At 59.7% G+C, this 24,900-nt stretch carries 20 protein-coding genes and 8 pseudogenes; 16 read left to right on the forward strand and 12 right to left on the reverse strand.

The window, feature by feature from the left end:
- Nucleotides 1-131 precede the first annotated feature (131 nt).
- The 13 genes and pseudogenes from nifW (at nucleotide 132) to RPG13_RS32220 (ending at nucleotide 13,845) form a co-directional block, all read left to right on the forward strand.
- Entirely contained in the window at nucleotides 132-512 is a 381-nt protein-coding gene (nifW, locus tag RPG13_RS32160; protein WP_337126893.1) for a nitrogenase stabilizing/protective protein NifW, read from the forward strand.
- Nucleotides 513-692: 180 nt separating this feature from the next.
- Nucleotides 693-1,541, forward strand: a complete 849-nt coding sequence (locus RPG13_RS32165) for an electron transfer flavoprotein subunit beta/FixA family protein (RefSeq protein WP_337126894.1) — start codon at nucleotides 693-695, stop codon at nucleotides 1,539-1,541.
- A gap of 18 nt (nucleotides 1,542-1,559) precedes the next feature.
- Nucleotides 1,560-2,668 (forward strand): annotated as a pseudogene (locus tag RPG13_RS32170) (electron transfer flavoprotein subunit alpha/FixB family protein).
- Nucleotides 2,669-2,679: 11 nt separating this feature from the next.
- Nucleotides 2,680-3,987 (forward strand): FAD-dependent oxidoreductase, encoded by a 1,308-nt coding sequence (locus tag RPG13_RS32175; RefSeq protein ID WP_127207980.1) that lies wholly within the window; start codon nucleotides 2,680-2,682, stop codon nucleotides 3,985-3,987.
- 12 nt (nucleotides 3,988-3,999) lie between these two features.
- A complete protein-coding gene (locus RPG13_RS32180; protein WP_128176693.1) occupies nucleotides 4,000-4,299 on the forward strand; it encodes a ferredoxin family protein in 300 nt (99 codons plus the stop codon).
- A 171-nt stretch (nucleotides 4,300-4,470) separates the two neighbouring features.
- Nucleotides 4,471-6,240 (forward strand): nif-specific transcriptional activator NifA, encoded by a 1,770-nt coding sequence (nifA, locus tag RPG13_RS32185; RefSeq protein ID WP_337126895.1) that lies wholly within the window; start codon nucleotides 4,471-4,473, stop codon nucleotides 6,238-6,240.
- A 504-nt stretch (nucleotides 6,241-6,744) separates the two neighbouring features.
- Nucleotides 6,745-8,223 carry a nitrogenase cofactor biosynthesis protein NifB gene (gene nifB / locus RPG13_RS32190; protein WP_337126896.1) on the forward strand — a complete coding sequence of 493 codons (1,479 nt, stop codon included), beginning with the start codon at nucleotides 6,745-6,747 and terminating at the stop codon, nucleotides 8,221-8,223.
- Nucleotides 8,224-8,255: 32 nt separating this feature from the next.
- A complete protein-coding gene (locus RPG13_RS32195) occupies nucleotides 8,256-8,450 on the forward strand; it encodes a 4Fe-4S dicluster domain-containing protein (protein ID WP_127207976.1) in 195 nt (64 codons plus the stop codon).
- 84 nt (nucleotides 8,451-8,534) lie between these two features.
- Nucleotides 8,535-8,855, forward strand: coding sequence for a nitrogen fixation protein NifZ (locus RPG13_RS32200; protein WP_337126897.1), 321 nt, complete (start codon nucleotides 8,535-8,537; stop codon nucleotides 8,853-8,855).
- A complete protein-coding gene (nifT, locus tag RPG13_RS32205; protein ID WP_123150881.1) occupies nucleotides 8,852-9,064 on the forward strand; it encodes a putative nitrogen fixation protein NifT in 213 nt (70 codons plus the stop codon). The genes RPG13_RS32200 and nifT overlap by 4 nt, the downstream gene beginning before the upstream one ends.
- Nucleotides 9,065-9,101: 37 nt before the next feature.
- On the forward strand, nucleotides 9,102-9,986 hold the full coding sequence (locus RPG13_RS32210) for an SIR2 family NAD-dependent protein deacylase (RefSeq protein WP_127207974.1): 885 nt from the start codon (nucleotides 9,102-9,104) through the stop codon (nucleotides 9,984-9,986).
- Between the two features lie 113 nt (nucleotides 9,987-10,099).
- The gene (locus RPG13_RS32215; RefSeq protein WP_337126898.1) at nucleotides 10,100-11,941 is read left to right on the forward strand and encodes an ABC transporter ATP-binding protein; all 1,842 of its coding nucleotides are present in this window, start codon (nucleotides 10,100-10,102) and stop codon (nucleotides 11,939-11,941) included.
- Nucleotides 11,941-13,845: an ABC transporter ATP-binding protein gene (locus RPG13_RS32220; RefSeq protein WP_128248125.1), complete on the forward strand. Its 1,905-nt coding sequence runs from the start codon at nucleotides 11,941-11,943 to the stop codon at nucleotides 13,843-13,845. Before RPG13_RS32215 ends, RPG13_RS32220 begins: the two co-directional genes overlap by 1 nt.
- 242 nt (nucleotides 13,846-14,087) lie before the next feature.
- Here the strand turns inward: RPG13_RS32220 and RPG13_RS32225 are convergent, their stop codons facing one another.
- The 7 genes and pseudogenes from RPG13_RS32225 to RPG13_RS32255 all read right to left on the reverse strand — a co-directional run bounded on the left by RPG13_RS32225 (nucleotide 14,088) and on the right by RPG13_RS32255 (nucleotide 17,853).
- Nucleotides 14,088-14,702 carry a hypothetical protein gene (locus RPG13_RS32225; RefSeq protein WP_337126899.1) on the reverse strand — a complete coding sequence of 205 codons (615 nt, stop codon included), beginning with the start codon at nucleotides 14,700-14,702 and terminating at the stop codon, nucleotides 14,088-14,090.
- Nucleotides 14,638-15,171 (reverse strand): hypothetical protein, encoded by a 534-nt coding sequence (locus RPG13_RS32230; protein WP_337126900.1) that lies wholly within the window; start codon nucleotides 15,169-15,171, stop codon nucleotides 14,638-14,640. Before RPG13_RS32230 ends, RPG13_RS32225 begins: the two co-directional genes overlap by 65 nt.
- A 389-nt stretch (nucleotides 15,172-15,560) precedes the next feature.
- Nucleotides 15,561-15,944 (reverse strand): RES domain-containing protein, encoded by a 384-nt coding sequence (locus RPG13_RS32235; RefSeq protein WP_337126901.1) that lies wholly within the window; start codon nucleotides 15,942-15,944, stop codon nucleotides 15,561-15,563.
- A 223-nt stretch (nucleotides 15,945-16,167) separates the two neighbouring features.
- Nucleotides 16,168-16,850 (reverse strand): annotated as a pseudogene (locus RPG13_RS32240) (XRE family transcriptional regulator).
- 100 nt (nucleotides 16,851-16,950) lie between these two features.
- The gene (locus RPG13_RS32245) at nucleotides 16,951-17,379 is read right to left on the reverse strand and encodes a helix-turn-helix domain-containing protein (protein ID WP_337126902.1); all 429 of its coding nucleotides are present in this window, start codon (nucleotides 17,377-17,379) and stop codon (nucleotides 16,951-16,953) included.
- Between the two features lie 37 nt (nucleotides 17,380-17,416).
- Nucleotides 17,417-17,461, reverse strand: a pseudogene (locus tag RPG13_RS32250) (hypothetical protein); the annotation flags it as partial.
- Nucleotides 17,461-17,853: a hypothetical protein gene (locus tag RPG13_RS32255; protein ID WP_337126903.1), complete on the reverse strand. Its 393-nt coding sequence runs from the start codon at nucleotides 17,851-17,853 to the stop codon at nucleotides 17,461-17,463. The pseudogene RPG13_RS32250 and the gene RPG13_RS32255, both read right to left, overlap by 1 nt.
- Between RPG13_RS32255 and RPG13_RS32260 the strand changes: the two genes are divergently transcribed.
- From RPG13_RS32260 to RPG13_RS32270, 3 genes and pseudogenes are all read left to right on the forward strand, one after another.
- Nucleotides 17,854-18,060 (forward strand): hypothetical protein, encoded by a 207-nt coding sequence (locus RPG13_RS32260; protein ID WP_337126904.1) that lies wholly within the window; start codon nucleotides 17,854-17,856, stop codon nucleotides 18,058-18,060.
- A 58-nt stretch (nucleotides 18,061-18,118) separates the two neighbouring features.
- Nucleotides 18,119-18,370: pseudogene (locus RPG13_RS32265) on the forward strand (Mu transposase C-terminal domain-containing protein); the annotation flags it as partial.
- A 68-nt stretch (nucleotides 18,371-18,438) separates the two neighbouring features.
- Nucleotides 18,439-18,999 (forward strand): annotated as a pseudogene (locus RPG13_RS32270) (IS6 family transposase); the annotation flags it as partial.
- A gap of 150 nt (nucleotides 19,000-19,149) precedes the next feature.
- On the opposite strand, the pseudogene RPG13_RS32275 reads toward RPG13_RS32270, so the two are convergent.
- The 5 genes and pseudogenes from RPG13_RS32275 to RPG13_RS32295 all read right to left on the reverse strand — a co-directional run.
- Nucleotides 19,150-19,260 (reverse strand): annotated as a pseudogene (locus RPG13_RS32275) (ATP-binding protein); the annotation flags it as partial.
- A 4-nt stretch (nucleotides 19,261-19,264) separates the two neighbouring features.
- Nucleotides 19,265-21,370, reverse strand: a complete 2,106-nt coding sequence (locus RPG13_RS32280) for a recombinase family protein (RefSeq protein WP_337126853.1) — start codon at nucleotides 21,368-21,370, stop codon at nucleotides 19,265-19,267.
- A gap of 449 nt (nucleotides 21,371-21,819) precedes the next feature.
- A pseudogene (locus tag RPG13_RS32285) lies at nucleotides 21,820-22,084 on the reverse strand (ATP-binding protein); the annotation flags it as partial.
- 153 nt (nucleotides 22,085-22,237) lie between these two features.
- Nucleotides 22,238-23,896, reverse strand: coding sequence for a hypothetical protein (locus RPG13_RS32290; RefSeq protein ID WP_337126905.1), 1,659 nt, complete (start codon nucleotides 23,894-23,896; stop codon nucleotides 22,238-22,240).
- 312 nt (nucleotides 23,897-24,208) lie between these two features.
- Nucleotides 24,209-24,888, reverse strand: a pseudogene (locus tag RPG13_RS32295) (IS6 family transposase).
- Nucleotides 24,889-24,900 lie beyond the last annotated feature (12 nt).

The raw sequence follows: 24,900 nt of genomic DNA on the forward strand, positions 1-24,900 counted from the left end.
ATGCACAGCCTTGTCGACGAAGCGATTGCCTCGCTGGCTCCGCCCCACTCGTCCATCAAGTTGCGGATTTCGCGGCTGCAGACAGAGTTTTTCGTATCTGGCCCCACAGTTTTCCGACAAGGGAGAATGCAATGACTTGTTCCGCTGACGGCCGTCCCATCGATGTCACCGACGTCCTCGCGCGACTGAAAGGCCTGTCGGCGGCGGAGGAGTTCTTTGCTGTCCTTGGCGTCTCATATGATCCGAAGGTGCTCAATGTCTCACGGCTCCATATCATGAAGCGCGTGGGCCAATACCTTGCCGAGGAAGATTTCTCCGGTCTGCCCGACCAGGTGATCGCCGCGCGCGTACGCGCCATGCTGGAACGCGCCTACGAGGACTTCGCGGTTTCCTCGCCGCTCACGCACCGGGTCTTTAAGGTGCTCAAAGATCACGATCCGGACAGGTCTTGCACGCCAGGCAGCACCTTTGTTCCTTTCGATTCAGTCCTGAAGCGGTTCGGCAGGGAATAAGCGCGACATAGTTGCGACGAGACAATGTCAAGAAGCCGACAATTCGGGCATCGCAACCACGCCTCCCAAAATGACCAGCCGAATTTCCATGGAATTCGAGCTTCAAAACACTGGCACGAATGATGCAGCCAAGAACTCGCACCGCCATTCCGCATCGGATAACAGCGTAGAGAAACGCCAATGCACATCGTCGTCAGCATCAAGCAGGTGCCGGACTCGGCTCAGATCCGGGTCCATCCGGTGACGAACACCATCATGCGCCAGGGTGTGCCGACCATCATCAACCCTTATGACCTATTCGCTCTCGAAGAAGCACTTAGGCTACGCGACGCTTATGGTGGGGAGGTCACAGTGCTCACTATGGGTCCACCCATGGCGGAGGACTCCCTGCGCAAGGCGCTCGGCTACGGCGCTGATCGCGCGGTGCTTTTGACCGACCGCTATTTTGCCGGTTCCGACACACTGGCGACCTCCTTTGCTCTTTCCCAGGCAATCGCGAAGATTGGCGAGACGTTCGGCCCGCCGGAAGTGGTCTTCACGGGCAAACAGACGATCGACGGCGACACCGCCCAAGTCGGGCCCGGCATAGCCAAGCGTCTCGATCTTGTGCAACTCACCTACGTCGCGAAAATTGCCTCCATTGATCTTGCTGCGCGCGAGATCACGGTCGAGCGCCGTTGCGAGGGCGGCACCCAGAAGCTGAAGAGCAGCCTGCCCTGCCTCATCACCATGCTGGAAGGCACAAACGAGATGCGTCGGGGCTCGATCGAAGACGCATTGTGCGCCGCGCGCAGCCGGATTGTGAAATGGAGTGCGGCCGAGGCCGGCATTGAGGACCTCACCAAGTGCGGCTTGCGTGGCTCGCCGACGGTCGTCAAACGCGTTTTCGCCCCTACCGCGCGGTCGGAAAAGGCGGCGCAAATTGACACGGCCGAGAAGACGCTGCGCGATCTCGCCGACGAACTGATTGTTGCAATTTTCACCCGCCAACCGGCACTGGAACCGGAACTCGCCTTCGACGGCGCCTGACGGCAAGGAGCAGACCATATGTCGAGCGCGAACCCAGACACTCCCCGCCCGCCCGCCGGCCGTGCCGGGATGAAGAAGGAGCTGCCCGAGCGTTCAGGGCCTACCGGCACGTTTGGGTTTTCATCGAGCTCGAACGCGGCCAGGTCCACCCCGTATCCTTCGAATTGCTCGGTGAGGGCCGCAAGCTAGCAGATAAACTTGGCGTCCAGCTCGCGGGCGTTGTGCTCGGACCGCCGGAAGAAGCCACCCAGAACGCAGTCGCCGAAGCCTTCGCCTATGGCGCCGACCTTGTCTACTTCGTCGAGGCGCCGCTGCTCGCCGACTATAGGAATGAGCCTTTCACCAAGGCGATGACCGATCTGGTTGACACTTACAAACCCGAGATCCTGCTTCTCGGTGCGACCACGCTCGGCAGGGATCTCGCCGGGTCAGTCGCGACGACCTTGCTGACAGGACTCACTGCCGACTGCACCGAACTGGACGTTGATGCCGATGGTTCGCTCGCAGCGACCCGTCCGACTTTTGGGGGTTCCCTGCTATGCACGATCTACACGCTCAACTACAGGCCGCAGATGGCGACGGTGCGACCGAGAGTCATGCCCATGCCGCACCGGGCGGACAGAGGGATCGGGCGTGTCGTCACGCACAAGTTGTCGCTGGCCGAGGATGAAATCGTCACCAAAGTCCTTGGCTTCCTGCCGGATAGCCAGTCGGGCACGGCCAATCTCGCCTATGCCGATGTGGTCGTTGCGGGAGGGCTCGGTCTCGGCGCGGCGGAGAACCTGCAGCTTGTGAAGAGTCTCGCGCGAGCGATCGGCGCCGAATTTGGCTGTTCGCGGCCGCTGGTCCAAAAGGGCTGGATGCCGGCCGATCGGCAGATCGGCCAGACTGGCAAGACAATCCGGCCGAAGCTTTACATAGCCGCTGGTATTTCCGGCGCGATCCAGCATCGCGTCGGAGTTGAGGCAGCCGATCTCATCGTGGCCATCAACACCGACCCGAACGCTCCGATTTTCGATTTCGCTCACCTCGGGATCGTAACTGATGCGGTCCGCTTCCTGCCCGCGCTGACCGAGGCCTTCACCCGCCGGCTGTCACCGCACAGTCGCGACAAGCTTGCGAGCTAAGGGAGATGGAGATGATCAACGAAGAGTTTGACGCCATTGTCATCGGGGCCGGCATGTCCGGGAACGCAGCTGCTTACACCATGGCAAGCGACGGCTTGAAGGTACTCCAGTTGGAGCGAGGTGAATATCCGGGCTCCAAGAATGTCCAAGGCGCCATCATGTACGCGAACATGTTGGAGAAGATCGTCCCGGACTTCCGGGATGATGCACCGCTCGAGCGGCATCTGGTCGAACAACGCCTATGGGTGATGGACGAGACCTCCCACACCGGGATTCACTATCGGTCGGAGGATTTCAATGAAGTGAAGCCCAATCGCTATACGATCATCCGTGCCCAGTTCGATAAATGGTTTTCGCGCAAGGTGCGCGAGGCCGGCGCGACGGTTCTGTGCGAGACGACCGTGACGGAACTCGTCCGTGATGGCAATGGCAAGGTAATCGGGGTCCGGACAGATCGGGCCGGCGGAGCGATCTACGCGGACGTCGTGGTTCTTGCAGAAGGTGTCTGCGGGCTGCTTGGCACGCGAGGCGGCCTGCGAAAGATGCTGAAGCCGGAAGCCGTGGCGCTGGCCGTCAAGGAAATGCATTTCCTGCCCGAAGAGATCATTGAGCAGCGGTTCGGCGTCAAAGGGAGTGAAGGCTGCGTGATCGAGGCAGTCGGCACGATATCCCACGGAATGGCCGGGCTCGGGTTCCTCTACACCAACAAGGAATCGATCTCACTGGGGATCGGCTGCCTCGTTTCGGATTTCACCGCGAAGATGGAGAGCCCTTACACCCTCCTGGACGCGCTAAAACACCATCCTTCGATCCGGCCGCTGATCGCCGGTTCGGAGGTGAAAGAATACGCGGCGCATCTCATTCCTGAAGGTGGCTACAAGGCAATTCCGCAGCTCTTTGGCGACGGTTGGGTCGTTGTTGGCGATGCTGCGCAATTGAACAACGCCATTCACCGCGAGGGTTCGAACCTCGCCATGACCTCCGGTCGGATTGCGGCTGAGGCTATCATCCAGGTCAAGAGACGCAACGATCCTATGACCAAACGGAACCTCGCCCTATACAAAACGATGCTGGATGAATCCTTCGTGGTGAAGGACCTGCGGAAATACAAAGACATGCCATCCCTACTCCATAATAACGCCGGCAATTTCTTCACGACTTACCCGAAGTTGATGTCGCAAGCCGCGCAGAACTTCATGCGTGTCGACGGCACGCCAAAGATCGATAAGGAAAAGGCGACCACGGCAGCCTTCATCAAGGCGCGATCGCGGTTGGGGCTGGTCAGCGACGCGATCCGCCTGGCATTGGCGTGGCGGTGAGGCACTGACGACATGACAAATCCAGTGACGAAATTTCGGGTCGAGGACAAGCTTTACCAGAACCGCTATCTGGTGGACTCCGGCCGTCCGCATATAAAGGTGCGACCGCACGAGCAACCAAGCGCGAATCTGCTCGCGCTGACCCGTGTCTGTCCAGCGAAATGCTACGAGTTGAACGACAAAGGTCAGGTTGAAATCACCGCTGATGGCTGCATGGAGTGCGGCACCTGCCGGATCTTGTGCGAGACCAGCGGTGAGATCGAATGGAACTATCCGCGCGGTGGCTTCGGTGTACTCTTCAAGTTCGGATGATCGGCGTCCGCACCGTTTGATGGGTACGCACCTGTGCACTCCTGAAGTTACGACCAAGCGCCGACCCTTCCTGGCACCATCTCGCAAAAGGGGGAGCGGGTGAACACTGTGCTTGAAATGCAAAAGGCGCTTGGGAGGAGCATTCGGGACCACAACTCCTGAGGTGTTTCCATGGCTGACATACCGCCGGATCGCGTTAACGAAGTAGGACCTCGAGACACCCGCCGCGAACCGGGCAGCGATGCGCTGTCCCATGCAGATATCCGGGTCAGGGGAATCTACGAGATATCGAAAGCCCTGACCGCTCCGGCGCGGCTGGAGATTACGCTTGCCAATGTCGCGAATATACTCCCATCGTTTGTGCAAATGCGTCACGGAGCAATCGTTGTACTGGACGCTGAAGGTGATCCGGAGATTGCCGCGAGTGCTGGCGACGCCGATACCGCCCGATCAGGCACACACCCCATCGTACCACGGGCCGTGATAGAGCACATCGTCGCTACGGGGACGAAGCTCATGATACCGGACGTCAGCACGTCCGAGCTATTTCAGGCTGACCCTGAAACATATCACAGCGGCAATTCCCTCCCAATTGCCTTTATTGGCATCCCGGTGAAGGCTGAGCATAAGATCCTTGGAGTGTTGTCGCTCGACCGCGCAAGGGACAGCCCCACCGGCTCCCTCTACGATGAGGACATAGTGTTCCTGACGATGGTCGCCGACCTCGTCGGCCGAACTGTTCGCCTCCATCGCGCCCTGACTACGGATCGTGAGCGGCGCGTCGATTCGCAATGGACACTGGAGAATTCGTCAGATGAGGACAGGACCGACTCCATCCCGCATCCGCCTGTCAAAATGGAGGGGATCATCGGGGAAAGTCCCGCACTCAAGCAGGTGCTCGAAACCGTATCCATAATTGCAAGGACGAATTCTACCGTGCTTCTGCGGGGCGAAAGCGGCACGGGCAAGGAATTTTTTGCGCAGGCGATCCATAAGCTCTCACGTCGGAGGAAGAAGCCTTTCGTCAAATTGAACTGCGCCGCACTGTCTGAAAGCGTTCTGGAGTCGGAGCTGTTCGGGCATGAAAAAGGTGCCTTCACAGGGGCCATCTCGCAGCGCGCCGGCCGTTTTGAATTGGCAAATGGCGGAACGCTGCTACTGGACGAGGTCGGCGAGATTTCGCCTGCCCTTCAAGCCAAGCTGTTGCGCGTCTTGCAGGAAGGCGAACTAGAGCGTGTCGGCGGCACCAAGACGCTACAGGTGGATGTCCGCCTCATATGCGCCACCAACAGGGACCTTGAGACGGCTGTTGTAAACGGGAGTTTCAGGGCCGACCTTTATTTTCGCATCAATGTGATGCCAATCATCCTGCCTCCGCTTCGAGAGCGACCCGGGGATATTCCGCGCCTTGCGAACGCGTTCCTAGACCGATTTAACAAGGACAACCATCGCGAACTCGCCTTCGCGCCGTCGGCGCTGGAGCTGATCTCGCAATGCTATTTCCCCGGCAACGTCCGCGAGTTGGAGAACTGTGTGCAAAGGACGGCGACGCTAGCGCGTTCAAGGACAATCGCTCCGTCGGATTTTGCCTGCTACAATAACCAATGCCTGTCTTGGCTCCTCTGGAAAAGAGCTGATCGTTCGCACGGCGGCAATACCGGCGACGAGCGGGCTCGAAGCAACATTACGCCCGTTGGATCGCGGATGCCGGCCGGGCGCTTCCGCGACCCACAGGACAGCGTATTGCCTCATACGGCCGACGCTCTAAACGATCCCGCTTTTCCTGCAATAGGCCCGCGCCTGACGGAACGCGACCGGCTGCTCGAAGCGATGGAGAAGGTCGGCTGGGTTCAGGCCAAGGCCGCTCGTATCCTCGGCGTCACGCCGCGGCAGGTCGGATACGCTCTGCGCCGACACAATATCGAGGTGAAGAAATTCTAGCGTGCTCGTGACCTGAGAACAAGACTATGCGCCAGGTTCGCGAGAACCTGTCGGAGCCCGAGCCAAATCTACGCGAGCGTGCGACGATCGTCACGCCTTCATCGCGGTGACGCCACCGGGGCCTTTTCCAGCGTCTTGACAAGCGTAGGGGGGCGCACTGACTAATCCTTATCCGAACCATGCCGACGCGAGTATCGCGCGATAACTTTACCACGGGCGAGTTTGCCGTCGCCGAGACCGACATCTTCGTCGCAGACCGGTCGAGCACGTTGTGCCGAAGCGATCACGGGTGAAAGGGTCGACTTTCTCTCTCGGAATCATGTCCGCCGGAGTCGTCTTCCTCACGTTGTGTGCGTAGCCACTGTCGGAGGTCCGACAAAGTCATGTCGGGGCAACCCCACGATATCAGACGCGAAAGCCAATTCGTGATCTAGCGCCACCTTTTGAGTTTGGCATTGCGCTTGCGCTTTGAACGGCGACGTTAACCCGCAACGGAGCCGTTCAATGTCCGCACCGGTAATTTCGGTTGAGAGCCTGACCGGCAGGTTCTCCGACCAGCTTCGGGCGAGCGCGGATTCGGGTGGCTGCGCATCTTCCTCCTGCGGCTCGTCGACAAGGCCCAGCGATGTTGATCCGGCTGTCTGGGACAAAATCAAGGATCACCCGTGCTTTTCAGAAGAGGCGCATCACTATTTCGCGCGCATGCACGTCGCGGTCGCACCGGCCTGCAATGTCCAGTGCAACTACTGCAATCGCAAATATGACTGCGCCAACGAAAGCCGGCCCGGGGTAGTGTCGGAAAAGCTGACGCCCGACCAGGCGGTACGCAAGGTGATCGCGGTCGCCAACGAAGTACCGCAGCTTTCCGTGCTTGGCATCGCCGGACCGGGCGATGCCTGTTACGACTGGGAGAAGACGAAGGCAACGTTCGAACGCGTCGCCAGGCAAATCCCCGACATAAAGCTGTGCGTCTCTACCAACGGGCTCGCGCTGCCAGACCACGTCGACGAGCTTGCCGAAATGAATGTCGATCACGTGACGATCACCATCAACATGGTCGATCCGGAAGTCGGCGCAAAGATCTATCCCTGGATCTTTCACGATCATCGCCGCTACGTCGGCTCACAAGCCGCCAGGATTTTGCACGAGCGGCAGATGCTGGGATTAGAGATGCTGAGCGCGCGCGGCGTCCTCACAAAAATCAATTCGGTGATGATCCCTGGCGTGAACGATCAGCACCTGATTGAGGTGAACAAGTGGGTCAAGCAACGAGGCGCGTTCCTGCACAACGTCATGCCTCTGATCTCGGACCCGGCGCACGGCACGCACTACGGACTGACCGGGCAGCGCGGCCCAAATGCAATGGAGATGAAGGCTCTTCAGGATCGTCTTGAAGGCGGCGCCAAGTTGATGCGCCACTGCCGGCAGTGCCGGGCAGATGCCGTCGGCCTGCTGGGCGAGGATCGTGGCCAGGAATTCACACTCGATCAGATTCCCAGGGAGCTCACATACGATGCCAGCAAGCGCGAAACCTATCGGGAGCTGGTCGCGGACGAGCGTCGCGATCACCTGGCGGCCAGGAGCGAAGCGATCGGAATGGTCAAGACAGCGAGCTCCGGCAAGTCCCTCCTCGTCGCGGTGGCAACTAAGGGCGGCGGCCGCGTCAACGAACACTTCGGCCATGCCAAAGAATTCCAAGTGTATGAAGCCTCGCCGACAGGGATCAACTTTGTCGGGCACCGCAAGGTTGAGCAGTATTGCCTTGGCGGTTGGGGCGAGAATGCCACTCTCGACGGCGTCATCGCTGCGCTGGAAGGCATAGACTTCGTGCTTTGCGCCAAGATTGGAAATTGCCCCAAGGATCAGCTCGCGGACGCCGGTATCCGAGCGACCGACGCTTACGGTCATGACTACATTGAGACGGCAATCGGCGCCATTTACGCCGCCGAGTCTGGCGTCCCGGCACTCACGGCGACCGCCTGAGCCGTCTCATTCCACTCGAACCAGGAGTCAAAATGGCTTTCAAGATCATCGCATCCCAATGCACGCAATGTGGCGCCTGCGAATTCGAATGCCCGTCCGGTGCGATCAAGTTCAAAGGCGAGAGCTACGTGGTCGAGCCGCAGAAGTGCACCGAATGTGAGGGAGCCTTCGAGACGCAGCAATGTGCCTCGGTATGTCCGGTGCCGAAGACCTGCGTTCCTGCCTGACCCCAATCAGGCTACCGCATAGCGGCTGCCTCCGGGAGCCTGCGAACATCAACAACTGTAGCCTCAAAGAAACAAGGAACCGCCATGTGGCTCGCACGCGAACAGGAGGTCGAAATCCACAGGCCTCCCCGATTTAGGCCGGGAGAGCGGGTCCGTGCCATCCGTCACATAAAGAATGACGGCACCTATCCTGGCAGGGAGATCGGCGAAAATCTCGTGCGCAAGGGTGAAGAGGGCTATGTGCGGGACATTGGCACCTTTCTACAGCAGTTCTTCATCTATGCGGTCGAATGGATCGACCGTGGCACCGTCGTTGGCATGCGAGCGCGTGAATTGATGAGCCTCGACAAAGCCGACGCTCCCTGCAGTACCGAAGAAAACGCGAAACAAGGAACGTCCGGATGAAAGTAATGATCCGCAGGACCGATGCCGGGTTGTCAGCGTATGTCCCCAAGAAGGATCTCGAAGAGCCGATTATCAAATTCGAGAACCAAGATCTGTGGGGCGGGGTCGTAACGCTCAGGAACGGCTGGCGGCTCCTCTTACCCGATCTTCCGCCACATACGCGTCTGCCGATCACCGTCGAGGCAAGGAAGCTTTCCGACGAGGACTAATGCTGCCCCTTATGAGAGGCATCGAGAGGAAACGAGCATGAACACGACCCCGACCTCGGGCCACCTCGTCGTCGTCCGGGACAGTTTTGCCAGAAAGCTGCTTGAGCTGGCAAGACAAGCGCTCGTCTCCGATCAGGTGATCCCTTATCTCGGTCCGGGTCTCCTCCGGCTCGGCTCTGCGGAGCCGCCTGTACCGTGTACCCCCGAAGCAGTTGCCGCGGCACTCAACACGCGCGCGCCAGCCCCCTCGAAGATCCGCACCAATATGTGGTCAGTCGCGCAGTTCATCGAACAGCGCCGGCACCGCCGCACGCTTCAAGCTTGGATGACTGATATATTCGCGGAGCCGGCCGCGCCGAACCTCCTCCACGCCTGGCTCGCAAGACTCCCCCTCTCCCTCATCATCGACAGCTGGTACGAAGGCGCCATGCGCGCGTCGCTAGCAGAGGCCGGCCGAACCGACGTCATCGAGATACAAGGCGTCACGCGGGCGAATGAAGTCGGTAACATTTGGACCAGAACTTACGACTTGTCCGGAAGGGAACTCGACGCCGCAGCAGCGACAACGACGGTTCTCTATACCCCTCATGGCAGTATCAGGCCGGCTGCCAATTTTCTCATCGCCGATTCCGACTATGTCGAAGCCCTGACTGAAATCGATATCCAGACACCTATCCCTGATCTGGTGAAGCAACGGCGCACCAATCGGGGCTTTTTCTTCGTCGGCTGCCGCTTCAACGATCAGATGCTGCGTACTTACGCCAGGCAGATCATGAAGCGCTCAGAAGGCCCACGTTACGCGATCATGGATGGGCAAGCGCTGACCAGAAACGAAGCCCGTTTCCTTGCGGCAAGCGGAATCACGGTGGTCGACATGCCAGCGAGCGAAGCCGTGGCGCAGCTCGCCGGGTCAGCGTCTTGAGCCGATAGTGGTCAGGATCAACTTGGAGGGCGCCTTTGATGTAAGTCGACCGGCTTGCTTCCGAAGGCGCAAAATTCAGTCGGGAACACACCGTGAGCAGAGATGCTGTTGGCATGACCTCTCTCAAATCGTCCGGGCATGTGAAAGCGGCGGGGTGGGGCCGAGGCTTGAGCACTCTGCTGCGCATTACGCGCATGAATTTGAGGCACCCGTGGCAGGTCGCGCTTGCTATCAGTGCGACGATCATAGCCGTGATCCTGCAGTTGCTAATACCCCGGCTTCTCGGCAGGGCTGTCGACCAGACCCAGGCGGCAATCGGGAGTAGTGTCACTGGGACGGATGCAGCACAAGCGCTATTGACTCTGGCTCTCCTGCTTCTCGCCGCGAGTACGCTGCGCGGCATCTTCACGATGGCGCAAAACTATTTTGCCGAAGCCGTCGGGCATCACGTCGCGTATGAACTGCGGCTGGCTTGTTACGACAAGGTCCAGCGCCTCAACTTTTCCTTTCACGACCGGGTGCATTCAGGCGACCTGATTACTCTCGGCATCCTCGATCTCGACGGCGTGCGGATGTATTTTTCCACCGCCCTGGTTCGCTTGCTTCTACTCAGCATGCTGATCGGGATCGGCGCCTACATGATGATCTCAACCGACCCGGTGCTCGGTCTCATCGCGCTAAGCTTCGTGCCTTTCGTGGCCTGGAGATCGTCGGTCACGCAGCTTAAGCTACGCGTCATCTGGCTTGACCTGCAGGAGCGGCTTTCCGTCCTAGGCCGGGTGATGGAGGAAAATCTCGCGGGGATCCGCGTTGTCCGGGCGTTTTCGGCACAAGCTTATGAAATGGTAAAGTTCGACCGCGCCTCGAAAAACGCGCTCGAACTCGCCCACGAGCAGGTTGATGTCCACGTGCCCAATACGTCGGCAATGACCCTGGCCTTCTTTTTCGCCATGGGGTTGGTCCTCTGGATCGGTTGCAACAAGGTCATCGCCGGCCAGTTCAGCGTTGGGACGCTCACGACGTTCCTGGCCTTCATGACGATCCTTCAAATGCCCGTCCGCCAGATCGGTCTTATGGTTAACGGCTTCGCCCGCGCCTACACTTGCGGTTCGCGCCTCTTCGGTCTGCTCGACCAGGACATTACGATCAGGGATGCTTCCACCGCCAGACCGCTTGAGATCGGTGAAGGCACTCTGCGCTTCGACAATGTCTCGTTTGCATATCCCGGCACCGGAAACCGCGCCATTTTGAAGAATATCACCTTTAGCGCCCGTAGGGGCGAGACGATCGCGATCGTGGGTCCGCCGGGTTCGGGAAAATCCACAATGGCTCACCTGATCCCCCGCTTTTACGATGTCACTGGTGGCGCCATCATGCTTGACGGGCAGGACATCCGCGAGGTTACCCTCGCCACGCTTCGCGAGGCGGTCGCCGTCGTACAACAGGATGCATTCCTGTTCACTACCACGATCGAGAACAACATCGCCTATGGCGATCCCTGGGCGAAGGACCCGCGGATTGCGCGCGCTAGCGAATCCGCCCAGTTACACAATTACATTCTTGGCCTCCCCGCGGGCTACAAGACGGTCGTCGGCGAACGTGGCGCCTCTCTCTCTGGCGGCCAGCGCCAGCGTCTCACCATAGCTCGCACAATGATGTTGCGCCCATCAATCGTCATTTTCGACGACTCAACGGCCTCGATCGACGCCGCCACCGAGCAGCGCATCCGCGCGGCGATACGACGTTTCGCCCAGGATAGGGTGACGATCATCATCGCCCACCGGCTCAGTTCGCTCAAGCACGCCGACCGTATCCTGTTTGTCGACAATGGCGAGATCGTGGAATGCGGCACCCATCAGGAGCTTTTGGCCAAGCGGGGGCGCTATAAGGCCCTTCATGATCTTCAGTTGCGCCCGGAAGATCACATTGCGACCACGTCCAGAGGCGCGCCCTGATGGCCAAGGTGCACGCCAGCGAAATCGAAACCGAACCCAATGACAGCGGCAGGCGCCCCCCGCGCGCGGTCGTCGGCTCCCACCGCGTCGAGGAGGAGATGTTCGGCCGGGCTTTCGACAAGAAAATCATCCGGCGCATCTGGGCCTTCGTTCGTCCCTACCGAGCCATGGCAGTCGTCTCGGTTGCCGCATTGCTGGTTTTCACCGGCACGCAGCTTCTCATCCCGCTGATCATCCGCCACGCGATCGATCACGCCACAACTCCGGGAGGTGTTGATCGCTCGGCCGTTCTCGCGGCCGCCGGCGCGTTTGCGCTCACCATTCTGGTTAACTTCGGCGCCGCCTACGCGCAGGAAACCGTGGTGGGGAAAATGGCCGAGAACGTCCTCTTCGACATCCGGCGCGCCATGTTTGCCCATCTGCAGAAGGTGTCGCTCTCCTTCATGGACAAGACCGAGGTCGGACGACTGATGTCCCGCCTTCAAGGCGACGTCAACTCTATACACGAATTCCTCGAAAGCTCGATCTACTCCGTAGGCGATATCGCGCTTCTCTTCGGCATCGTTTTCGTAATGCTGTACGTCAACTTCAGCCTGGGCTTTCTCACGCTCTCGATCTTGCCGGCCCTGTTGATGATCCGCATCGTCTGGCTGCCGCGTGCCCGCGAGGCCTTCATGGCTGCACACGAGACCAACTCAGTCGTCAACGGCGCGTTGGCCGAAGCCATTCACGGCGTGCGCACCGTCCAGTCCATGGACCGCCAGCAGGTAAACTTCCTGCTGTATGACGACAAGGCACATGCCGACCTCAGGACACACCTGGTCGCTGCCAGGTATGCACAGGTCATGGTGCCGATCGTTGATGGCCTCACGGGTCTCGCAATGGCCGTCGTCATTGTGGTCGGCGGCTCCATGATCGTGAATGGCCGTGTCGATGTGGGGGTATTGGTTGCCTACATACTCTATATCCAACGCTTCTTTGACCCAATTCGCTCACTTACTCTGCAATATTCCGTCATGCAGCGCGCCATGGCCTCCGGCAAGCGCCTGACCGATGTGCTCGACGTCAGGATCGAGATCCAGGACAAACCGGATGCCAAGGTCCTTGCGCCCGAAATGGACGGCTCGGTCGAGTTCAGGAACGTCACGTTCGGCTACGATCCCAAAAATCCGGTGCTGAAAAACGTCTCCTTCGGCGTCAATCCCGGCGAGACGGTCGCCCTGGTCGGGCCGACCGGCTCTGGCAAATCGAGCGCGATGGCCCTCGTCCACCGCTTTTATGATGTTCAGCAAGGCCAAGTGCTGGTCGGCGGACATGATGTGCGCGATCTCACCCAGGAATCGCTCGGGCTCCAGATCGCCATGGTGCTGCAGGAGCCGTTTCTGTTCACCGGGACGGTCTTCGAGAACATCCGCTACCACAAGAGGGAAGCCACGCGGGACAAAGTGATCGAGGCCGCCAAGGTGGTGGGCGCCCACGACTTCATCATGAGCCTTGCCGACGGGTATGATACCCAGCTCGGCGAACGCGGCGGCAACCTTTCTCTCGGCCAGCGTCAGCTTGTCAGTTTCGCCCGCGCTCTCGTTGCCGATGCCAAGATCCTAGTTCTTGACGAGGCCACCGCCAACATCGACAGCTACACGGAAATGCTGATCCAGAAGGCTCTGACAAAACTCCTGGAAGGCCGCACTGGGCTTGTCATCGCTCACCGGCTCGCCACAATCCGCGGTGCCGATCGAATCATCGTACTTCAGAATGGCCAAATTAGTGAAACCGGTAACCACGACAAACTGATGGCTATGGGTGGGCTCTATTCCAAACTCTACAATCTGAACTACTCGTCCTTCGACGACGTTCTCGAAGAGGAAGCCGACCCGACCGTACAAGCCGCCTCTCAGACCTGATGCCTCGCCGACGTATCTGTGGTACCGTCCACCACTTTCAGGCGTACCGGCGGACGCCGCGGATGAAGCGGCACCCTTCATGGAGAAGCACCCATTTGCAGGCTTACCTAGTACTCAAAAAAAGTTGCCGGATGTATCAAGAGCTTTGATTTCATTGTCTTGGCGGGCCAAAATCAGAAGTCTTCCCGTATCGCTCCGTATGGTTCCGCGCCTAAGCAAAGGACGCTGCATAAGATGGGGCTTCATGCAGTCCCAGGATGTGGGCTTTGTGTGGTGTGATCTAGCGGTTGGTAGCGATCAGCCGCCGCTGTCCAATTCCGTTCCGGTTCGCAGGCACTCCAGATATCGAAAATGATATTTAGGATGTAGAGTGCCTTTTTCTCGCCCGTGCTGAGCGTAGCCAACAAATCGGCGTGCTCTACCGACGCAGTGTCCGCCCCATCCTCAAATGTGAAACCGACGCTGAGGATTGGTTCCTGGCCGAGTACCACCTCCGTGAAATTCTTAGGCACCAGCTTGAACGGCACGAAGAAGCGGTCGTTGAATATCTCGATCACGTCCGCCCACTGCGTCCGTTCTTTTGCAGCCTCTGCTTCAATCTCGCCGCGACGCTTCTCCGCAGCCTGGTACCTTTCGATGACGTCCTTGTAGAGATCCAGGAACGCGAACAGGTAACTCTTCCAGACCTCTTCCTTGAACGCCGGCATGTTTGCCAAGTGGGGTAGCAGGTCCTCGTTGTCGGTCAGGTAGGTCTCAAACTGCCGGACGTTGACGTTTTTGGTGATCAGCTTTTCAACGGCGGCGAACTTCTTGCGCAGGTCTGGATCGTTGCTGATCGCCTCCTTTTCCTTTTCCACCAGCTCCTTCCAGCAAGGCTAAAACGTTGTCATCAAAAATGACGTCATATCTGACCGTAGTAAACGGCGCGGTCTTCTGCTTCAAGAGTTCGTCCTGAACGCGCAAAAGAGCCTTGTAGAATTGGTCCTCGCCCTGCGTGAAGGTCGAAGATATCTCGCGTCCCAAGTCTTTCTTCGAGCCTGTGTGCTGTTTCAGGGCGGCGAGTAGCCGCTGCCTAGCGTCTTCAAAGCCGAGGTTGAGTTTTTTGTACTCCTCGCGAAGCTTGCTGTTCACCAGCAAAGTGGACGTCTTCTCGCTGTGACCGAACGCTTCCTCGTAAGGAAGCACGACCATGACGCTTTCCGGCGGTAACGCTGTCCCCTTTTCGTCGGTGACTACTCGCTTGTTGATGCGGTCTTTGAAGATCCGGTCGCCACTATTCTCCTCATCAGCGATGTCTTGGAACGTTTTTGCTAGTGACGACTTCATTGCACCATCGGCGCATCGCAATCGCGCTCTTCTTGCTGAAATCCAGATCGGCTTTCAGCTTCTTGATCCCGTAGCAATGCTCGAGATCCAGCAACAACTTTTCCAAACGTGCCCCCCCAAGTATTTGACATACTATCACTGGGCAAGTTGGCATAAAACCCTCCCGGTGGGAATGCGGGTGTACATTACTTTTCGCCTCAAGCTCTGGAGCGCCCGGTCGGTCTTGAGCAACAGGTCGATCGCCTGAAGTGAGAGTGTGCGACCCGCGCTCGGGAGTGAACGATGGATCGCGACACCGTACCAATGAGGGACAGCTACTGTAAGAGGTTGCTGAACTGCAGGCCTTTGAAGGCCGAAGATCCCTCACCCCGCGAACCGACGCTGCTTCCTTACGCCAAGCCGATCCGGAAATCCTCCAGAACCTGAGCTAGCCCTGGCGCTCCGAGAAGCGCCAAAATGCGCTTCGGCTGAAGCTTTGCAATGGAATGATCGTAGATGGCGAGATTGGTCGCGCCGTTGAGGCGAGAGGGGTAAATGATGCCGTCGGGCCGAGACGAGTGCTCGTGAAACGCCACCGACCATCGGCGAGCCAAGTTCTGGCGCTGCGCCCGAACTACGTCCGTGGGAACACCCATCCTGACCGCATTGTCGCCCCTGAGATCGATCAGGCGAAGCTCCGCCGTAGTCGTGATCTCCGCATAGCGCCGTTGGGTCAGTTCCACCTCCGCTATCGGGAGGTCGTCGAATAGTCCTTCGCGCCGATCTCGGAGCACGGTCTCGAGGAAGCAAACCTTCAGAGAGTCGCCGAGGTAGAGAACGCCAAAACGGTTGCAGCAACACGACGCCGCGGATCGCTGAAACGGCTCGCCGACTTCCCGTATCCGAGGGGATCAGGATAGGTGCTCCAGTAGATCCGACCGAATGTCCGCCCCGGCGGTATGGTCTCGAATCGAGCTTTGCGCGCCCGAAATCGGGTGGAGGTGGAACGCCGGGCCTTCAGTCGAAATCGCCCCTGGCTATGCCTTCCGCCGCGGCCAACACCGAGCCGTCATCGCCTTGCTGAAGGGCTCGGAGTGCCGTCCGCCCATCGAGCGCGCCATGGCGCGACACCAGAAACCGATAGACCGCCCAGGCATTATTGCCCAACGTCGCATGGAGCGTCGGCAAGGCCCCGAAGGGCCGGCCATGCTTGTCGAGCTGCCAGACAGGAAAGCGGAAGCCGCGCTTGGCGCCATCGATCCCGAGCACCTGCCCGCGCTGCCGCTTAGCGTTGACGTCACCCGCGACGTGCCGAGCAGCTTGGCAAAAGCTTCGGCACTTAGCATGTCTTCGGCGGCCACAATTTCGGCAACACGCTTGCGACCGCGTTCGCACGCCTTGGCGAGCGCCGCTTCAAGCTCAGCGTCGGCCTTGCCCGTATCCTCGACGGGAAACATCTCATCTGAAGCGCTCGGCTGTTCCTCGACCGGCGTGATCGTCTGCGCGCCGGCGGCCGGATCGACCTCTACCCTGAACGATACGCGATGGCCGATCTTGCGGCTGCGTGCGATCGCCTCCTGATAGCGTTCGAGCAACACCTTTTTGAAATCGGCCTGTGCCGGCAACTTCGTGGTAAAACTCAGGGCGACTCCCGCATGGGATGCGGTCCCGCTATGATTGCTGCGTTTTGGAGCGGCCATGATGACAACCTCCTGCTGTCCCAATATGGTTACATCGTAAGTTCGTCAAGTTCGATAATTTCGTAGAGGCGGTGGAATTGTTATCGTGACCGACTGAGGCTCACACAATTCCCCACGCCCGAAAGCTTCCCCTGCCCGTCATCTCGCGCAGCCCAAGCTCACCGACCAGATTCAGCGCCCCCTGTTTTGTCACTTTTAGCCCCTTCTGAACCATGCCAGTCGAGACAAGTGGCCGCGACAGCACCAGCTCGATCAGGTCGGAAAGTTTGGAACTGACGCGCCGCTCCCGCAGCCGCCGTTCCATCTGGCTTTTCGCCATCACCAGCCGGTCATGCTCTTTCAACCCGGCGAGCGCTGCCTCGTGGATGGCATCGACAAAAGCCAACAACCGATCCGAGCGATTGCGCGCCCGCCGCCGCTCTCGTGGAATGTTCTTGGCGCCGAGCTGCAGGCTGACGAGATGGTTGGCGGTAAGACCCTCCTGCCGCAGCAGCGCGGCGACGAACAGCGGCCCCGAGCCACGTGGCATGCTGCAGCACCTCGATGTCCGACCAGGCTTCGAGCAGGACCGCGGCGCGCAGGACGACCGGCAGATCGCGGGTCTTGGCCATCACATCCCGCCATTCGGCCAGCCGTTCTTCTTCATTCCAGTCAGATCGTAGATCAGGCCGTTTTGGTCACGTCGTGACGTTTCATGCTTTCGACCAGGCACGTCGGCGCCGCTGAGAATCTTTGACGAGCGTGCCAGGACAGCATCGATCTCGGCAAATTCTTCGGCCAGAAGATCGTCGTCAGCGTCATCCCGACCATCAGCCTCAATGGGGCTGGCCCCTCCCCTTCCCGGCTTTTTTGTCCCGCCGCAGGCGTAGCGCCGTCCCGACCGGTCAGAGCCAAAACCGTCGCGACTGAGCGCCCAGTCCGGCTTCTGCACAAAAATGCGCCGACGGGTACGCAGCACCGCGTGCGCGCGGGTGAGTTCGTGGGTCAGGGTGCGAATGTCCATGTGGGCGTCGTGCAGGACAAGGTCCTCGAGGTGGACGAGCTCGCCTTCGAGCCAGAGCGCGCCGGCAGCGTCGGCGAAGTGCTGGCGCTCGACAAAACCGTCGCGGACGGGGAAACGAGCCAGCCGCTCGTCAAGGCGGGCCAAAACCTCGGTGGCTGTCGCTTTTACTTCCCGATTTCAAACAGGGAAAAGTCAGGTATTGTTTAGGTTTAGGCGCTACGACAGCCCTCGATTTTTTCGCTAACGATTTCACTGACTGCTCGATTTGCCACACCGATTGCACAACCGCAAAGCCGCACCCGGCACGTCGCATTCCGACGAAGCATGGTCGGCGGCACGTCGACTCGCTCGCGAGCTCGACAGGATTCTCGACGGTTCGGGGCCAAGACGCGCGGCAATCAACCGGGCCGCGGCCGAGCTGCGCCTCTCGACCCGCCAAGTCTGCAATCTGCTGGCGCGCTACCGCAACGATCGGACCGTGACGTCGCTGCTGCCCCAGTTGGATGGCAGCCGCCAGGTTGTGTTGCAAAGTTTTGGTAACTGGTCGCGTGGGAGAACCCTGCATCAATTTTCGCGAGGTTCGAGATGTTCAAAGGCCGTCAGTTCGACCAGTCCGTCATCTTGTTATGCGTGCGCTGGTATCTGGCCTACGATCTGAGCCTGCGCGACTTGAAAGAAATGATGGCCGAACGCGGCATCGGCGTCGATCGTTCGACGATCCATCGCTGGGTCATTCATTTCGCGCCGCGGTTGCTGGAGCGCTTCAACCGCCGCAAGCGTGCCGTCACCGGCAAATGGCATGTCGACGAAACCTACATCAAGGTTCGCTGTGAGTGGATGTATCTCTACCGCGCCATCGACAGCGTCGGCGACACGGTCGAATTCTGGTTCAGCGAGCATCGCGACCTGCTGGCGGCCAAGCGCTTCTTCAGGAAAGCCCTGGAGCGCCATGGCCGGCCCGATCGCATCGTCATCGACGGCAGCCAGACCAATCACGAAGCCATCACTTCCTGCGACGCGGCAAATCGATTGCAGGATCGTTCCCGGCGCTGGCTGAAACCGATCACGGTCAGGAAAAGTCGATACTTGAACAACAGGATCGAGCAGGACCACCGGCGCATCAAGCGCCGTGTGCGGCCGATGCTTGTCAATGACCGTGGAATCGGGACCCCGCATTTTCGCGCAAAAGGGACCCCGGTTTTGGGGCGGTGAAGGGCACGCCGATGAGCGCCCGATCAGGCGGAGCTGGTCGGGGTTGCACAGCCTGATCGGGCGCGGCTGATTGGCTTTTCGGCTTTAGCTTTGAGAGCGGCTCTTGAAGCGCCAGGAGTCGTTTCCGGTCTCGACGATCTCGCAATGATGCGTAAGGCGATCGAGCAGCGCGGTGGTCATCTTGGCATCCGCGAATGCTTCATGATGCACCTTTCCTTGATCGCCTGGTCCGCTGCAGGCGGCGTTGCAGTTGATCGATCTGGTCGCTGGAAAGGCTAATCTGCCAAGGCTGGCCTTTCGTGCTTTGCCGACCGTTGATAAGTCCCTGGGCGAGGTAATCGAAGATGGTTTGAGCCGTCACGCCGATTGCAGCGGCTGCGCCCTGTACAGAGTAGGTTCCATCAGGCCAGCGCGGCGGATTGGCTGCGACGCCGTTGATCTTGGCTGTGGGGATTCCCCAACGGTGGCGTAAGAGCCAGATGTTCTCATAGCTGAACAGCTTGCCTCGCGCCGAGCGGACACCCTCGTCATTCAATATTTTGGCGATTTGCCTGTCCATATCGCCCGCAGCATTGAGTTGCGTGATCCGCTCACGCACAAGCTCGAGTTCGCCATAGTCTCGATCGTAAGATTGAACTCGGCGTTGGATTTGATGTTCGCTGGTTGCGCCGGTCTGCCAAAGAATCCTGATGGCGACCTGGCCGCGTATCTTCTTCTGGTCGAGAACGACCTCCTGCACGATGAAGCGCAACATACGTTTGCGGTCTTCTGGTTGGGTGGTTTCTGAGTGCCAGATAGCCGGCAAATTCTCGGCGAGTTGCTGAAGCGCCGCGTGATCCTGTGTCTGTAACACCAAGGGCTCTCGGTCTCTCCACCGACGATATTCCTGCTCGATCTCATCGACCAAGCGCAGCTTGTCTTCCCATGCCTTTTCCAGGGTTCTGGCGACGAGACGATTTTCCGGTTCCACGGTGTCGTATTGTCGTCGAGCCCGCTCGGCGTCATACCGCGCACGTTCCCGCCGTAGCGTCCATTGTTTCTCGAGGCTCCGCGTTTCCTCCGCAATCTCGTCGAGCGCAGCGATGGCGATGGCGATTTGGTCAGGTTCCAACGCCTTCAGGAGGGTTTGGGCGACCAACTCATCTACTGCGGGCGCCCGAACCTCCTGACAGAGAGAGCTGCCGGTCTGGTTGCGGTCCGCCAGGCAGCAGTAAACGGGGCATGCACTGTCGGGGCCGCTGTAGCGCACGGTCATCCGCCGCCCGCATTGGCCGCAAACCGCCAAGCCCTGCAGCAAAGCAATGCCCTTGCGTGGCGCGCCGCGGTGGCCGGCCTCGTATCGATTGGTGTTGTCGGCGAGGCGTCTCTGATTGGCCATGAACTCCTCCCAGTTAATATAACCAGGGTGTGCGTCTTTGATGCAAACCTCCCAGTCGTCAATGGCCACCTTCGAGGTTGCGCGGTGCGAACCTGGACCTTGGCGGACCGCATTTATTCGGCGCCGGCCGTAGACATATGCGCCGGCATAGGCCGGGTTGTGCAAAATATGGTGGACATGGGCGATAGTGGCGTCTCGCCACACCAATTCATGGGGCGCCGGCCCGCGAAGCGGCCGCACAGGTACGGGTAGGTCATGCGTGCGCAGGTAACGCATAACGCGTCGCGCGGTCTGAAGCTCTCTAAATTTGTCGAAGATCAGACGCAGCCGAGCCTGCACCTCTTCATCAGGGTTAAACACGATCTGGCCGGAGCGGTTGTAGGCCAAGCCACCTGGCAGCGGTATGCGAAGCTCGCCCCGCGCCGCCTTCTGCCGCTCCCCTTGATGCAGGCGGATGCGGATCTGGTGCAACTCCGCTTCGCTCATGATCCCCGAGAGCCCTAACAGCAGCCGGTCGTGATAAGCGCAGGGATCGTAGAGACGTTCACCATCGGCGATGACAACGCCGAACAATGAACACAACTCGAGGAGTTGATGCCAGTCCCGGTTGTTGCGCGCCAATCGAGATGCATCGAGGCTGACCACCAGACCCGCGTTGCCGAGCCCGATCTCGGCGATGAGCCGTTGGAAGCCGCCGCGCTCGACTTGGCCGTTTCCCGACTTTCCAAGATCCTGATCGATGACGACGACACGATCCGGCGGCCAGCCCAATCTGACGGCGCGGTCCACCAAGCTGTACTGAAGTTCGGTGCTTTCCTGATGGTGGCGCACTTGGTTTATCGAGGATTGGCGCACATACACGTAAGCGAACTTTGAACGCCGGACGGCCGTGAGCCGCTCGTCAGGACTGCTCGGAACAGCCAACATCAAACCCCTCCCTCGCCGCTGGCGCGTTCGGCGGCATCCGGCGGATCAGAGTCGCGAGCATCTGCGCGACTTGGTGCTGAGATACTGGTGGGAGATTGTTCCAAAGGCTGGGCGTATCTGGCTTGATCCGTACTAGTGGAACACTGGTCTCCGGTAGAGACACGGCAATCCGATGCGCCAAAGCATGAGCAACCATCGCAACTCTCTATTGAGTTACTAAAGGTGATTCGCGCATAATACACTAAAGGAAGCAAAGTCCGAACGGATATTAACTTTTCAGTCGCGCCACGATGTTCATCATCATCATCGATAGCGCGCGACAAATCCGTAGCTGATCGGCGGATATTGCGTAACCGCCCATCCGGCAGGCGGATGACAACAAAGGCAGGTCCGCGCCCCGACCGAAGTGATGCCACCTCAAACCGCTGTCCACAGAGCGCGTGTCGAGGGTCAACCACCGTGATGTGAGACACCAGCCAATCAATGACGGGGGCATCCTGCTCTGCTTGGGTCACCGAAGACGCTCGGCCATTCGCCGAAGGCGAGATTGGTGGTGATGATGACGCTGGTGCGCTCGTAGAGCTTGGAGACGAGATGGAAGAGCAACTGCCCGCCGGCCTGGGCGAAGGGAAGATAGCCGAGTTCATCGAACACGACGAAGTCGAGCCGAGTGAGATGGTCGGCGATACGTCCCTGTCGGCCGGCACGGGTCTCGCCTTACCTCGCACGTCAAAATCCCTCATGAGTTCCCTCACTTCGTTTGTGACAGGCGAAAGCCGGATGTGCCGAATGGTATTCGTCCGAGATCACCCAGCAAATGACGGGCCACTTGTTGATAGGATCCGTTTGGCGCTGACGCGCATTGCCTCACTTTGATTGTTCCCGAGTGGGCAGCATCGCTGCCAGGACGCGAGCCCAATACTCCGGGTCGGCAAGACTGTTCGCAAAAGCAGTCAGGCGCGGTGTTAGCTCGGCCGCAAGCGGCGACACGCCTCCCGTGAGGGCTCGATAGGCCCGGACGCGATCTGCACGGTGATGGATTCCCTCGGCAACTGAGAGGAGACGCTCCTGGAGCTCGGAGGCAAGCCGTCCCAGATCCGCCCCGAGGGCCTGCAGAGCCGCAGCGCGTTCGGTCTGGTCGAGCCGCTCGACGAGCGCGACGAGACGCTCCTGGACCTCAACCGCAAGCCTAGCCATGCCGGTTCCGAGGCCCTCCAAAGCCGAGGCGCGGTCTGCAGCCGATGCCAGCCGTTCGGCAATGGCCACAAGACGCTTCTGGAGGTTCGGCTCAAGCCCTGCCACGCCCGCTCCGAAATCCCTCAGGACCGAAGCGCGATTTTGCTCTCCGAGGCGCTCCGCGAGGCGGACAACTTCCTGCTGAAGGGCGGGCGCAAGCGACGCCACGCCCGCTCCGAAACCCCTGAGGACCGAAGCGCGATCTTGTTCTCCGAGGCCCTCCGCGAGGCGGACAAGTTCCTGCTGAAGGGCGGGCGCAAGCGACGCCACTTCCTGTGCGAATGCCGCAAGTCCCCAAACGCGCTGCTCGGCTTCGTTGATGCTGTTGGCGAGGACGAACAGGCGCTGCTGCAGGTCGGGGCGAAGTCCTGCTAGTGTGATGCCCCGCAGGGCGTAGACGCGATCCTCAGCTTCATGAAGTCCCTCGGCGAGGGCAACGAGACGCTCCTGAAACTCGGGCGAGAGCCGTCCCACGCCGAGTCCGAGGCCCCATACGCCCAAAGAGCGATCGTACCCGTCGAGTCCCTCGGCGACCGTGACGAGACGCTCCTGTAGCTCAGCTGCAACTGCTGGTGCGCCACCTCCGAGGGCCTGCAAGGCCAAGCCGCGATGCTCGGGGTCTTGTAACCCCTCGACCAGCGCGACTAGGCGCTCCTGGAGCTCGGGCATTAATCCTGCCAAGTTCGCTCCGATGCCGTTCAGGACCGAGTTCCGTTCCGGGCCAAGCTGCCCCTCGATGAACGCGACAAGACGCCCCTGCTGCGCCCTGGTGAGGCAATCGAAATTCGGCGCGAGTGACTCGGTCACGCCGGGATACATCAGCGCGGCAAAGGGATTATCGACGTCATATCTGATCAATCCGTTCCAGATGGCCTGAACCCGCCTAGCCGTCCGGCGCCTTATTTCAGCGAGCGGAGTTTGCTGGACGGCAGTTTGCAGCTCACGGCTCGACGACGCCAAGCTCAGCACATCCACTGGCCTGAGCCTGTCGGCAATGTTACTGAGCGCGTTCTGTGGGAGAGAAAGGAGACTGCTGGTGTGCTGCCTGCGACGAGAGGAGGAAGCGCCGCTCGCCGCTTGCGGCTCAAAGTGCGTCTGCTCCACCACAGAAGTGGATGATTGGCCCGGTCCTTCAACTTCAAGAACCGGCTCGGCTGGAGAATCGTTTGTGATGTCAGCTTCCAAGGCAATAGGCATGGGCGCCTTACCTCGCACGCCAAAATCCCTCATGATTTCTCTCACCTTTGGGTTTGTGACCGGCGCAAGCCGGATGTGCCGGATGGTCTTCATCCGAGATCACCCAGCAAATGACGGGCCACTTGAACGATCTCTTGAATGGACCGCGTTTGGCGCTGACGCGCATTGCCTCACATTGATTATTGCCGAGTGGGCAACAGCGCTGCCAGGGGCCGAGCCCGATCCTCCGGCTCGGCAAAACCGTTCGCAATGACATTCAGACGCGGTCTTAGCTCGGCCGCAAGCGGCGACTCGCCTCCCGTGAGGGCTCGAAAGGCCCGGACGCGATCTGCAGGGTCATCGATCCTCTCGGCGGCGATGTCACGTTGTCTGGCCATGAACGCGCTGAGAGCTGCGGCGCTGTTGTCAGCTGACCACGGTTACGGCTTTACATTCCGCCATGGCCTGCAGGCGGTGAATATGTGTGGCGAGAGCGGAGCGTTTTGAGCGAGGTGGAACGAAGAGGTTGCGCAGAGCCGAGAAGATCGAGACGAAACGCTGCAGGCTTCCTGGCGACCGGAAGCCCTGCATCACCCGCTCTCGTTTTCGCAGCGGCACATGGGAATTCTCGGCGCGGTTGTTCAATCCTTTGTGTGACCGGTGCTCGACGTCCGGCATCACCTGACGCTTGGCCGCTCCATACGAGCGCAGCTTGTCAGTGATCATGCGCTTCGGTGCGACGCCCTGTTTCTTCAACAGGCGCGTCAGCAATCGCTTGGCCGCCTTGGTGTTGCGGCGGTTCTGGACGTAGCCGTCCTGATCGACGGCGCGCCATAGCCAGCGTTTTCGGCCAGCAATAGTGATGACGACTTCGTCCAGGTGCCAGATGTCATCGCGGCTCGGCTGCTTGCGGCGCAAGCGGCGAGCATAATCGGGCCCGAACTTCTTGCCCCAGCGGCGGATCGTTTCGTAGGAGACCACGATGGCGCGCTCCAGCAGCATTCCGCGACCAGACGCAGGCTCAAGGGGAACCGGCAGTAGAGCCAGACCGCATGGGCGATGATCTGCGGCGGGAAACGATGGCGCTTGTAGCTGATGGCAGGCATTATCATGCTATC

It is taken from the genome of Mesorhizobium sp. ISC15, from assembly GCF_037162615.1.
GTDB classification, from domain to species: domain Bacteria; phylum Pseudomonadota; class Alphaproteobacteria; order Rhizobiales; family Rhizobiaceae; genus Mesorhizobium; species Mesorhizobium mediterraneum.

Coding starts and splice junctions, on each gene's coding strand:
- RPG13_RS32280 (WP_337126853.1), bottom strand. CDS start 21,370: ATGTTGGCTGTTCCGAGCAGTCCTGACGAGCGGCTCACGGCCGTCCGG.
- RPG13_RS32215 (WP_337126898.1), top strand. CDS start 10,100: ATGACCTCTCTCAAATCGTCCGGGCATGTGAAAGCGGCGGGGTGGGGC.
- nifB (WP_337126896.1), top strand. CDS start 6,745: ATGTCCGCACCGGTAATTTCGGTTGAGAGCCTGACCGGCAGGTTCTCC.
- RPG13_RS32255 (WP_337126903.1), bottom strand. CDS start 17,853: ATGGACATTCGCACCCTGACCCACGAACTCACCCGCGCGCACGCGGTG.
- nifT (WP_123150881.1), top strand. CDS start 8,852: ATGAAAGTAATGATCCGCAGGACCGATGCCGGGTTGTCAGCGTATGTC.
- RPG13_RS32210 (WP_127207974.1), top strand. CDS start 9,102: ATGAACACGACCCCGACCTCGGGCCACCTCGTCGTCGTCCGGGACAGT.
- RPG13_RS32180 (WP_128176693.1), top strand. CDS start 4,000: ATGACAAATCCAGTGACGAAATTTCGGGTCGAGGACAAGCTTTACCAG.
- RPG13_RS32195 (WP_127207976.1), top strand. CDS start 8,256: ATGGCTTTCAAGATCATCGCATCCCAATGCACGCAATGTGGCGCCTGC.
- RPG13_RS32200 (WP_337126897.1), top strand. CDS start 8,535: ATGTGGCTCGCACGCGAACAGGAGGTCGAAATCCACAGGCCTCCCCGA.
- nifW (WP_337126893.1), top strand. CDS start 132: ATGACTTGTTCCGCTGACGGCCGTCCCATCGATGTCACCGACGTCCTC.
- RPG13_RS32165 (WP_337126894.1), top strand. CDS start 693: ATGCACATCGTCGTCAGCATCAAGCAGGTGCCGGACTCGGCTCAGATC.
- RPG13_RS32220 (WP_128248125.1), top strand. CDS start 11,941: ATGGCCAAGGTGCACGCCAGCGAAATCGAAACCGAACCCAATGACAGC.
- RPG13_RS32245 (WP_337126902.1), bottom strand. CDS start 17,379: ATGCCACGTGGCTCGGGGCCGCTGTTCGTCGCCGCGCTGCTGCGGCAG.
- RPG13_RS32290 (WP_337126905.1), bottom strand. CDS start 23,896: ATGAAGACCATCCGGCACATCCGGCTTGCGCCGGTCACAAACCCAAAG.
- RPG13_RS32230 (WP_337126900.1), bottom strand. CDS start 15,171: ATGAAGTCGTCACTAGCAAAAACGTTCCAAGACATCGCTGATGAGGAG.
- nifA (WP_337126895.1), top strand. CDS start 4,471: ATGGCTGACATACCGCCGGATCGCGTTAACGAAGTAGGACCTCGAGAC.
- RPG13_RS32175 (WP_127207980.1), top strand. CDS start 2,680: ATGATCAACGAAGAGTTTGACGCCATTGTCATCGGGGCCGGCATGTCC.